This window comes from Rhodococcus erythropolis NBRC 15567 (assembly GCF_001552595.1).
In the GTDB taxonomy this organism is placed as follows: Bacteria; Actinomycetota; Actinomycetes; order Mycobacteriales; family Mycobacteriaceae; genus Rhodococcus_F; species Rhodococcus_F erythropolis.
The window spans coordinates 178,640-189,586 of the sequence record NZ_BCRM01000007.1 but is presented as its reverse complement, the minus strand read 5'-3'; the positions used below and the strand labels follow the sequence as shown (position 1 = coordinate 189,586).

At 60.2% G+C, this 10,947-nt stretch carries 13 protein-coding genes; 5 read left to right on the top strand and 8 right to left on the bottom strand.

The window, feature by feature from the left end:
- Both RE4_RS12865 and RE4_RS12860 read right to left on the bottom strand, forming a co-directional pair.
- The coding region (locus RE4_RS12865; protein WP_060938674.1) for a YifB family Mg chelatase-like AAA ATPase at nt 1-1,343 on the bottom strand (1,343 nt) is incomplete at its 3' end.
- A complete protein-coding gene (locus RE4_RS12860; protein WP_029255132.1) occupies nt 1,343-1,699 on the bottom strand; it encodes a YraN family protein in 357 nt (118 codons plus the stop codon). The genes RE4_RS12865 and RE4_RS12860, both read right to left, overlap by 1 nt.
- 262 nt (nt 1,700-1,961) lie before the next feature.
- Here RE4_RS12860 and RE4_RS12855 point away from each other — a divergent pair, with 262 nt between their 5' ends.
- Both RE4_RS12855 and RE4_RS12850 read left to right on the top strand, forming a co-directional pair.
- Nucleotides 1,962-2,696: a hypothetical protein gene (locus RE4_RS12855; protein WP_060938685.1), complete on the top strand. Its 735-nt coding sequence runs from the start codon at nt 1,962-1,964 to the stop codon at nt 2,694-2,696.
- Nucleotides 2,697-3,438: 742 nt separating this feature from the next.
- Entirely contained in the window at nt 3,439-3,828 is a 390-nt protein-coding gene (locus RE4_RS12850) for a hypothetical protein (protein ID WP_144419573.1), read from the top strand.
- Between the two features lie 231 nt (nt 3,829-4,059).
- On the opposite strand, the gene RE4_RS12845 is transcribed toward RE4_RS12850, so the two are convergent.
- Entirely contained in the window at nt 4,060-4,857 is a 798-nt protein-coding gene (locus tag RE4_RS12845; protein WP_060938673.1) for a helix-turn-helix transcriptional regulator, read from the bottom strand.
- Between the two features lie 144 nt (nt 4,858-5,001).
- Here RE4_RS12845 and RE4_RS12840 point away from each other — a divergent pair, with 144 nt between their 5' ends.
- The 3 genes from RE4_RS12840 to RE4_RS12830 all read left to right on the top strand — a co-directional run bounded on the left by RE4_RS12840 (nt 5,002) and on the right by RE4_RS12830 (nt 7,604).
- Nucleotides 5,002-6,009 (top strand): iron-siderophore ABC transporter substrate-binding protein, encoded by a 1,008-nt coding sequence (locus RE4_RS12840; RefSeq protein WP_238076674.1) that lies wholly within the window; start codon nt 5,002-5,004, stop codon nt 6,007-6,009.
- A gap of 82 nt (nt 6,010-6,091) precedes the next feature.
- On the top strand, nt 6,092-6,325 hold the full coding sequence (locus tag RE4_RS12835) for a hypothetical protein (protein WP_019747974.1): 234 nt from the start codon (nt 6,092-6,094) through the stop codon (nt 6,323-6,325).
- A 97-nt stretch (nt 6,326-6,422) separates the two neighbouring features.
- Complete coding sequence (locus RE4_RS12830; protein WP_060938672.1) at nt 6,423-7,604, top strand: RtcB family protein; 1,182 nt, start codon at nt 6,423-6,425, stop codon at nt 7,602-7,604.
- An 84-nt stretch (nt 7,605-7,688) separates the two neighbouring features.
- Here RE4_RS12830 and RE4_RS12825 read toward each other — a convergent pair whose 3' ends face one another.
- The 5 genes from RE4_RS12825 to RE4_RS12805 form a co-directional block, all read right to left on the bottom strand.
- Nucleotides 7,689-7,994, bottom strand: a complete 306-nt coding sequence (locus RE4_RS12825; protein ID WP_003942715.1) for a DUF2469 domain-containing protein — start codon at nt 7,992-7,994, stop codon at nt 7,689-7,691.
- 37 nt (nt 7,995-8,031) lie between these two features.
- On the bottom strand, nt 8,032-8,712 hold the full coding sequence (locus tag RE4_RS12820) for a ribonuclease HII (protein WP_020907294.1): 681 nt from the start codon (nt 8,710-8,712) through the stop codon (nt 8,032-8,034).
- A 50-nt stretch (nt 8,713-8,762) separates the two neighbouring features.
- Nucleotides 8,763-9,566: a signal peptidase I gene (lepB, locus tag RE4_RS12815; protein WP_003942787.1), complete on the bottom strand. Its 804-nt coding sequence runs from the start codon at nt 9,564-9,566 to the stop codon at nt 8,763-8,765.
- A 55-nt stretch (nt 9,567-9,621) separates the two neighbouring features.
- The gene (gene rplS, locus RE4_RS12810; RefSeq protein WP_003942791.1) at nt 9,622-9,963 is read right to left on the bottom strand and encodes a 50S ribosomal protein L19; all 342 of its coding nucleotides are present in this window, start codon (nt 9,961-9,963) and stop codon (nt 9,622-9,624) included.
- A gap of 89 nt (nt 9,964-10,052) precedes the next feature.
- Complete coding sequence (locus RE4_RS12805; protein WP_003942742.1) at nt 10,053-10,940, bottom strand: hypothetical protein; 888 nt, start codon at nt 10,938-10,940, stop codon at nt 10,053-10,055.
- Between the last annotated feature and the right edge of the window lie 7 nt (nt 10,941-10,947).

Genomic DNA, 10,947 nt, shown 5'->3' with positions numbered 1-10,947 from the left:
CCCGCACGCGAGAGTCTGAACTTCTGTCTCAACGCCGGCCCTGGTACTTCCGCGTTGGTCCGCCACCCGTACTCACTCCACCGCTGGGCTGCAGTGTCTCGAGCCGCCGCCACGCGCGCACGAACATCGCCGGTACTTTCCCCTACTTCGTCGATCAGCGCTCCGGTTGCAACGGCCTGCATCCGGACCCTGATGTCGACTCGGTCCAAGAGCGGGCCGGACAATTTCCCCAGGTAACGGCGACGCGCCGCGGGTGCACATACACAATCCGCGTCTCGCGGCGGCGCGCATGGGCAGGGATTGGCGGCCAGGATCAGCTGGAACCGCGCCGGGTACCGCGCAACTCCGTCCCGCCGGGCGATTCGTACTTCCCCGTCTTCGAGTGGCGTGCGTAGCGCTTCGAGCACCTTCACCCCGATCTCGGCACATTCGTCGAGAAACAGCACGCCGCGATGGGCGCGGCTGACCGCACCAGGACGAGCCATCCCACTACCACCACCCACCAGCGAACTGACCGACGAACTGTGATGCGGCGCAATGAAAGGCGGCATATCGATCAACGGCCGATCCTCCGGCAACACCCCCGCCACCGAATGAATCGCCGTCACCTCCAACGACTCCCCCTCCGTCAACGGCGGAAGAATCCCCGGAAGCCTCTGCGCCAACATCGTTTTCCCGATCCCCGGCGGACCCGTCAACATCAAATGATGCGCACCCGCCGCAGCAACCTCGATCGCCCACCGAGCATCCGTCTGCCCGACAACCTCACTCAAATCACGCACCGTCACCACATCCGCACGCTCGAAAACATCAGGAACAGCCAGCGCCAACTCACCACGCAACCACCCGATCACCGCAGACAGATCGTCAGCTCCCAGCACTTCGATCCCCTTCACCAGGCCCGCCTCAGCCAACGCCCGAGCTGGAACCACCACAGTCCCCCACCCCGCCCGCTTCGCCGCAAGCACCGCAGGCAACACACCACGCACCGTCCGCAAACGACCGTCGAGTGCCAACTCCCCCAAAAAGACAGTCTCCCGCAACAACTTCCGCGGTAATTTCTTCGCCGCGTCGAGAACCGACAACGACAGAGCCAAATCGTAAACGCTGCCCACCTTCGGCAACGTCGCCGGCGACAACGCCAAAATCACCTTGCTGTCCGGCCACTCCTCACCAGAATTGGTCACCGCCGCGCGAATCCGATCACGCGACTCGTGCAACGCCGTATCAGGCAGCCCCACCAAATGCACCGCAGGCAACCCGCGCCCGATATCCGCCTCGATCTCCACGATCTGCCCGTCCACGCCACTGACCGCAACAGAATGCGCCCGCCCCAACGCCATCAGAACGCATCCACAAAGTGCTCGACCGAAGGCACGCCGTCGCGGCCGATCAACACGGCCACCACATCGAAACGCACCCTCGACCACGACCGACCCGAGTCAGTGAGCCACTGCATCGCCAACACCCGAATCCGACGCTGCTTCGCGAACGTCACCGACTCCGCAGGACTCCCGTACCCGACACCCGACCTAGTCTTCACCTCCACGAACACAATCCGATCACCGGACGTCGCAACAACATCCAACTCGCCGTACCGACAACGCCAATTCCGCTCGACAATCTCCAAACCAGAATCGATCAGGAACTCGACAGCCACATCCTCGCCCCGAGCCCCCAACGCCATATTCCTCGCCATCACAGCCCCCACCACTCACACCCCGCGCCCGCCCCATACGAACCGCGTCCCAACCACCACCCTCGACCCACCACCACAAAACCAAGCCATCCGAAAACAACCTGTTGACAACTCAGAACCTGTGGAATTCGGCAGCGCGACACACCAACGGCGACCCGAACCCTGACAATTTTCTGAAATCCCCACAATTTGGACGAAAGTCCAGTAGAACTAGTTACAGTTTTGCTCAAACCGTCACGCACCCCGCTGAATGGAGTTCTACATGGCCCGCCGCTCACTTCGCCACGCAGTAGCAACCACTACATCCCTCGTTCTCCTCGCCGCCGGCGTCACTGTTGGACTTGGAGCCTCGGTGGCGCAAGCAGCACCGGCATGCGCGCTCAACCAGTCGGTCACCGACAGTTGGGCCGGTTCCCTCGGGACGCCGTACACCGTCAGCAAGGAGGTTGTCGGCGATGGCAAGGTCGCCGCGGGTCAGACGGTCACCTACATCACCAAGGTTTCCGGTTCCGGAGCCCTCGTCAATCAGATCCGCGATTTCCACCCGGCAGGATTCCAGCTGGTCAAGGCTCGCCTGAACGTCAAATGGCTTATCGGCGACCAGAAGTGGGACGACGTCACCAAGACCGTCGTTGTCGGGAACAACTCCGTGGTTGCAAAGGGCGGCGGATGGACTACTGCGGGCGGTGGCATCATTGCTTTGGAAACCACCTACAAGGTTCCCGATAACGCAGTTGTCGGCACGCAGCTCGACAGCGGCGCCGGCACCAACATTGTGCTGGCGGCGGGCGACTGGAACATCAATCCGATGGGCGTCTGCGTCACCATCCGGCAGCCGAACCCCGTCGAGGCGGGCGCCGGAAGCCTCGAGGACATGGGCTTCGGCTCACTCAACTCCGGATCAGGCCAGGTATTCGGCTCCCTGACCGACCCGCAGGGGTCGATGACCAATGTCATCAGCGGTGTCTTGGGCAATGTGCTCGGCAACATGAGCTGACTCAGTTCAGATTAGTAAATCGGCCGAGCTACCAGCAGATGCTGGTAGCTCGGCCCATTTCGATGTTCTGGAAGTATCTTCCGCCCTTGAAATCAACAATCACTTCCGGCGTTCCGACACTGAATGTAGAGGCTTACGACATCGAACTGCGGTCTGGATCGCCCGACGAGACAAGGCCGCGACTCCACAGATTGGTACTAATCTCCATAAAAATCGAACTACCCACTGGTTAAATCCCCGACGAACGAACACTAGTCCTATTCTAGGCGAACCGTCCAGGCGGTCACCGTCGTAGATCCACTGCTCCGCTCGCCAGATCTATTCACAATTCGTTCGAGGTAGACAGACAGCCTATTGGCGAGCATGTGCGACCTTGAAACGACAGTCAACTGGCGCGAATTTTCCCGTACCGACAACTTAAGAACTCCACGAAACATTCACTTGTATAGTTTGTCCGACAGATTACAGTTGCAATTCAACTCACCCATAACCGGAGCAGCTTCCACAGGAGAAAGTTGGTGCTCGAATGACGCAGCCACCCAACTCGCCATTTGGTCAACCTAACCAAGAGCCCCCGCCACCCGAATACTGGCTCGCTCAGCACCAAGCACCGGCGCCAGAATCGGATCAACCTTACGAACCCCATCCCGGACCCGAGACAGAGTGGCGATTCGCAGGTGTACCGCCAGTTGGATTCGTACAGGCCGACTCTCCCCTCCCTTCCAACTACATGCCAAATATCGTGGCAGCTCTACTTGCATGTTTCGGGATAATTGTCGGAAGCCTCGGTCCATGGGTGACATTTCTCAATTTCTCAAAGTCCGGTGTCGACGGCGACGGCGTCCTAACACTCGTTCTCGGCGCGGCGGCAGCAATCGCGCTGTTCACCATTCTGTCTAGAGGAGGAAAGGCCAAGTTTGGCGACCGGTGGGTCGCGCCAGCGGCAGGTGCAGTCACGGTCGTGATCGGAATAATCGACGCCATGAACGTGTCAGACGCAGAAGCAACCATTCTTCGCACCACCGTTTCTCCATCGATCGGGTGGGGTCTTTGGGTTCTCCTCCTGTCCGGCGCAGCATTGTGTGTTACCTCTTCTACTGTTGCGCAGATCGTCGGGAAGCGCTCGCGATGAGTACATGTCTGAATATCGTCTAATCGCCATCGAAAGGCTGCTCATAGGCGATTGATCGAGCGTCTACGAGCAGCCTTTGAATAAAATCCAATGCACACGGCGACTCGCAGCCACCACAAAGCCAGTCTGAGTAATGGGAGGTGTCACCCTCCGCCTTTCGTCGAGAGCAAAATCTATCTACTGTCGCCTCCGAGCGGGCGGCGTCGGTTGTAAATTCGGCAAATCACCGCATCAACTTCCGCCGTACCTGGCCGGCGTCGTACCGAAGGTTTCCCGAAATGCGGCGATGAACCCACTGCTGGTGCGGTAACCAACCTGCGGGGCAACGTCATTGACACCCTCACCCCGCGCGAGCATCTCGAGTGATGCGTACATGCGTGCTCGAGTTCTCCACTGCCCGAAGGTAATCCCGGTATCGGCGACAAAGGCTCGCATCAAGGTCTTGGAACTGACCCCGAGTTCGCCCGCCCACTCCCCCAGCGTCCGTGAGTCTGCCGGATCGGCAAGGATGCGGGCAGAAACCGAACTCGCCGCAGCATTGCGAGGAACCGCGAGGACGTCGTGCCGTTCGGGCGCGGCAGCAAGAATGTCGTAGAGCAACTCCTGACTCATCAACCGCCGAGCATCGTCGATGGTCCGATCTGCGAGATGGCGCAGCAATTGAGCGGACAGAGCATCGACTTCGAGAACAAGTGGCTGAGTCCACCGCGGCCCGGCAGGGCGTAGATCCGGACGCGCATAGGCCGCAATCATGCACCCCTCCGTCAGAAGTGTCATGTCGTGGAGAACGGTGCCCGGCAACCAGACCAAGTGCTCGCTGTGCAGGTGCCACACATTGCCTCCGGCAGCGATCTGCATCGTCCCTTCACTCATCCAGGCGATCTGATGCTCGGGGTGTCGATGAGCTCCGTACGCAGTCACTCCGTCGACGACGTTGGTGTAGACCTGAAAATCTTTGAATGTCCGTCCGCGACTATCGGGTAGCGCTAGCAAGGACTTTGGACGAGTCGAGTAACCAATAGTGGACATTTTGCGTCTTTCTGGGCGTATCCGAGTCCATTCTGAAGGATGGACCGCCGATCCTGCAAAGGTTAGCCTCACTTTATTGCTGACGCGACCAGTTCAGCACTTCACGCGGAACTCAGATCACTTCGCCCACCACTTCGAAGGAGCATGCACGTGCCCTCACGTAGCACCCGAATCCTCGCCGCCTTATTCACGACGGCCGCGATCATCGGGTTCTCGACCGCCTGTGGAACCTCGCAAGGCGTCGACACCGCATCAACGACCCAGAGCAACGACGCATTCCCCGTGACGATCGAGCACGCACAGGGTTCGACGACAATCGATGCCGAACCGCGGCGGGTAGTGACACTCGGATACACCGATCACGAACCACTGCTCGCCTTGGGAGTCGAACCCGTAGGCATGGCCGAATGGTGGGGGTCCGGCATGGATGAAAGCTGGCCGTGGACGAAGAATTACTGGAAGGGGAAAACTCCGACCTACATCAACAGCGGCGGAGACTTCAACTTCGAGCAAATCGCCTCCCTCGCACCAGATCTGATCCTAGCGCTGTACGCCGACATCGACACGGAGACCTACAAGAAGCTGACCTCGATTGCGCCGACTGTCGCGCAGAGCAAGGACTACGACGCATACACAACGCCGTGGACCGACATGACACTCACCGCCGGGCGCGCCCTCGGCAAAGAACCACAAGCTCAGCAACTGATTACGGATACCGAAAACGCGTTTGCCACCGCTCGCGCTGCACACCCGGAGTTTTCCGGGCAAACCGCAACGATCGTCAACCTCGACACTCCCGAGGGATACGTGTTCTCTTCGCACGACCCACGCGGCATCTTCCTCTCGTCACTCGGGTTCACCCTCCCCCTGACGGTCGACGCATTCGTCGGCGACCAGTTCGGCAACTGGCTGCCGAACGAGCGATACGACATCCTCGAACCCGTTGATCGTTTGATCGTGATGGCCGATCCGGAGGGAGACAAGGCCCTCGCCGGAAACACTCTCTACCAGCGGCTACCTGCCGTGAAAAACGGAAATGCGATAGTCGTGCGATACACCGCAGATCCACCCGTCGGCGCGGCGATGTCCGGCAATACCGTCCTGAGCATTCCGTACGCCATCGACCAACTGACCGCCACATTGTCGAAGTAACCAACAATTCCAGGTATCGAAAATATGTTCGAATGATGCTAGCCTCAAACCCAGGAAGCACTCACGGACATCGAGGATCACCATGGACGAGGTACCGGAGACAGCGCTAGATCTTGCACGACTCGATCTGGCTCGGCTGGTCGACGAGTTGACGGTTCTCGACCAGCGACGCGTCGACATCGGCGAAAGCTTGGTTCAACTCGAGTACCTCTACGCCAGGATGGGCGCACGGCAACAAGCAGATGCTGCTCGAAAAGCCTTCCAGGAGAAGTACGTCGGACGAATCTACGAACTCGCAGACGGTCTGCGCACCTGAAAAGAGGTTGCACACAACCACTGACGGAGCGCATGGTCATTCCTGCACGACACACCGGACCGATCGGTTCGGCTGTGAACTATGTGGGAGAAATCTGATGGAGAAGATCACCAAGAGGCTGTGGAACTGGGCATCGATACTCGACGAGAACACTCGCGAGCAAGCGCTGCGTACGTCCCAGATGCCTTTTGTCCGTCCACATCTGGCACTTATGCCGGATGCGCACCTCGGTGCGGGAGCGACGGTGGGTTCGGTCATTCCGACGGAAGGCGCAATCATGCCCGCCGCCGTCGGAGTCGATATCGGCTGCGGAATGATCGCGGTCAAAACCCAGTTCAGTGCACGCGACCTTCAAGGCCGCGACCTGAGCGTTCTTCGCCACAGCATCGAACGCTCCGTTCCGCTCTCGGCGGGTGTCTACAACAAGACGCTGAGCGACACGGCGCAAATCCGCATCGCAGAACTCGAGGCAATGGCGGGCGATCGCCTGGCCTTCTACGACAAGTTCAAGAACAACTGGAGGTTTCAGCTCGGAACGCTGGGTTCTGGCAACCACTTCATCGAGGTGACGCTCGACGAGAGCGACGGCGTCTGGCTGTTCCTGCACTCGGGCAGTCGCGGTATCGGAAACAAGCTCGCACAGCATCACATCAAGATCGCCAAGGACTTGTGCGAGCGGTGGTACATCAACCTTCCCGATCCGGATCTGGCCTACCTGGTCGAGAAGACGCCCGAATTCGACTCGTACATCACCGATCTCAACTGGGCTCAGCACTTCGCTCTGCTCAACCGCGAAGAGATGATGGACCGCGTGGTGAAGGACTTCGCGCACTTCATGGGTGACGGCAAGCCCGCGATCATCGACGAAGTCGAGCGGATCAACTGCCACCACAACTTCACCCAGAAGGAGTTCCATATGGGCCGGGGTGTGTGGCTGAGCCGTAAGGGTGCGATCAAGGCAGACGAGGGCACGCCCGGGCTCATCCCCGGTTCGATGGGGACGGCGAGTTACGTCGTCGTCGGGAAGGGAAACGTGCCGTCGTTCAAGTCCAGCCCCCACGGCGCGGGTCGGGTGTACGGACGTAACCAGGCACGCAAGACCTTTACCATCGAAGATCTCGACAAGGCGATGGTCGGCATCGAATACAAGCGTTCCGCGGCGTTCCTCGACGAGATCCCGGGTGCGTACAAGGACATCGACGTCGTGATGGACGACGCGAAGGACTTGGTCGAGATTCGACACACGCTGCGTCAGATCGTGAATGTCAAGGGCGACTGATCCGGCACGAAGCAGCGAAATACGAAGTGCCCCGCCGATATCGGCGGGGCACTTCGTCGTCGATATCTGTGCAGCACGCACAGGTCAGTCAGGAAGGCGCAGATCCGGCTTGTCCAACTCTTCGATGTTGACGTCCTTGAACGTCACGACGCGCACGTACTTCACGAATCGCGCCGGGCGGTACATGTCCCACACCCAGGCGTCGGACATCCGCAGCTCGAAGTAGATCTCCCCGTCTGAATTGTGGGGCAGCAACTCGACCGTGTTGGCCAGGTAGAAACGTCGTTCGGTCTCCACGACGTAGGAGAACTGTCCGACGATGTCCCGGTATTCACGGTAGAGCGACAGCTCCATCTCGGTTTCGTACTTCTCGAGATCCTCGGCACTCATCGGTTTAGCCAGTCCTCCCAGTTCGTCTGAACGTCCATCATCCCGTACGGCCCGCGCGTTGTTCCAACCGGACTCCCGCAGCCACCACGTTTGCGTAGGTCATGCGATGCTCGGGGCACGGCCCCAGCTCGTCGAGAGCGTCCATGTGCAGCGGCGTGCTGTATCCCTTGTGAATCGCGAAGCCGTATCCGGGATGAGTCTCGTCCATCTCGGTCATCACACGATCTCGGGTCACCTTCGCGAGAACGCTGGCCGCGGCGATACATGCAGCGGCGCCGTCACCGCCGATGACCGGTAGCGACGGAGCCGTCAGTCCCGGAACCCGGAACCCGTCGGTGAGGACGTAGCCCGGTTCGAGATCGAGGCCCGCGACTGCTCGACGCATCCCCTCGATGTTGGCGACGTGGATACCGATCTGATCGACTTCCGCAGCGGGTACCGAAACGACACTCCACGCCAACGCCAAGCGCTTGATCGCCGGGAAAAGCTCCTCGCGCGCACGTTCGGTCAGCTTCTTCGAATCGTCGAGCCGCGCCAGTGCCGCTTGCGGTTTCGGCGCCAGGACACACGCTGCAATGACGAGTGGACCAGCGCACGCTCCGCGCCCGGCTTCGTCGACGCCGGCGACCGGACCGAGTCCGGTTCGCGCCAACGCAGACTCCATCGTCCGCAGACCTGCCGATCTGCGAATGACAACGCGAGGGGGCCAACTACTCACTGTCTCTGCCTACTCGGAACTACGCGAATCCATGTGTGCGGTCCGACAACTCAGTTGCCCTGAATGTCAGGCGCATCGATGCCGCCCATTCGCGACGGGGGAAGGACGATGAATCGAGCTTGACCGATGATGTTGTCGATCGGGACTGTTCCCTGGAACTCGTCGTCCACGTGGTAGCGCGAGTCGGCGGAATTGCTGCGGTTGTCACCCATGACCCACACGTGGCCCTCGGGAACGGTGATCGGTCCGAAGCAGCGGCCCGACTTCAATTCGGTGTCACACGTTTGTGTTCCCGGAGTGAACGGGAAATCCATCTTGATGTACGGCTCGTCGAGCGGCTTGCCGTCGACCAGGACTCGGCCCTGATCGTCACAGCATTCGACGGTCTGGCCGCCGGTAGCGATCACTCGCTTGACCAAGTCGTTCTCGTCCGGCGGAACGAGGCCGACCCACGAACCGACCTCTTGAATGCCGCGAACGACAACGTTGTCGGACCGATTGGACACATATTTCGTGTTCCACGAATCGGGTCCCTTGAAGACGACGACGTCGCCGGGTTCCGGATCGCCGAAGCGGTATCCGATCTTCTCCACCACGATGCGGTCACCGGTACATCCTGCACAGCCGTGCAGTGTCGGTTCCATCGACTCGGATGGGATGAGAAAAACTCTGAAGACAAATGCCTGAAGGACGATGCTGAGTACCAGCGCTACGCCGATCAGAACAGGGAGTTCTCGCAGGAACGATCGCTGTTTCTTCTGCGGCCGATGTGAGGTCGGTTCCGCGGAACCGCTTGATCCCTCGTGATTCTCGGGTCCGGACGACAATGCCTGCTCCTTCGAAGAATCTGCCACAGAAACCAGATTAGCCCGACACCGCGCGTACGCGGTGCCGGGCTCATCGGAAAGATCAGCGCTTTTCCTTGATCTTCGCCTTCTTGCCACGAAGCTCACGGAGGTAGTACAGCTTGGCGCGACGGACGTCACCGCGGGTCAGAACCTCGATGGAGGCCAGCGTGGGGCTGTGAACCGGGAAGGTGCGCTCGACGCCGACGCCGAAGGAGACCTTACGGACGGTGAAGGTCTCGCGAACGCCGCCGCCCTGGCGACGAATAACGACGCCCTTGAAGACCTGCACGCGCTCCTTGGAGCCTTCGATAACCTTGACGTTCACGTTGAGCGTGTCGCCGGGACGGAACTCGGGGATGTCGTCGCGGAGCGACTTTTTGTCCAGGAAGTCCAGGGTGTTCATATGTCATCCTTGTATTTCGCAGGAGCAGAGGAACCGAGCGGCACGCGTTTCGGTCTCCCGAAACGGCGCTCGTCTGGTTCGTGCCCAGATCAAGTGCTGCTGCCTGGTCCAGGCAACCCGTCCATTGTGCCAGACGCGGACACCAGCGGGGAAATCGGTGGCGGCGGAGCCGCGTGAATGGTGTGGTCCAATTCCTGCTCGGCCGCCGTCATCGCATGCTCGACGCTCGGCGATCCGGCAATCAGATCCTGGACGTAGATCTTGGCCCTGATGACCGGTCGCCGCCACTTCCGCTCACGCTCGAGCGCGCGGTTCATCCGTTTCGGCTTGCGCGTGTACCGCCAACGTGCCCACGGCGCACCCGGGCGGCTCAGGCGAACCGCACCGATTACCAGCAACGGGAAAACGAACAGGCCGACGAGCCCCGTCCAGATCTTCCCTTTGAGAATCACGATGGCTGCCAAGGCGAAGTTGATCAACGCGACAAAAACGAAGACCAACTTGATCCACGGATCCCGTTCTTCACGGAACCCGGCGACGTCGAGAAGTTCGAGCGGGCGGAAACCCAACAGCACCAGACCGGTCACGGCGATTGCGACGAAAACCGCATCCACCGAGGTCCGACCTTGCTCGGACCAGTACACATCCTTCAGATAGAAGATCAGTGCGAACTCGTCGAGCACCAACGCCGCACCCATACCGAAGATCGCCGCCAGGACGGCACCGGTGGTCTGCGAACCATCGACGTAGACCGCGATCAGCGCACCACCGGAGATCATCATGGCGATCACACCGAACACGACGTGATGCACGTGCTGACCTCCGGGCGCGATGTTGCCCGGCCACCATTTCACCTGCGCACGGATCATCCGGACGCTGAGACGGATGAAGAGGAAGGCAGAGAGGAATCCGAGCAGGAAGAACAGCAATGGCAATCGGCCATGGGCGATGATCTCGCGCTCGAGCCACTCCCGCATCACTGTC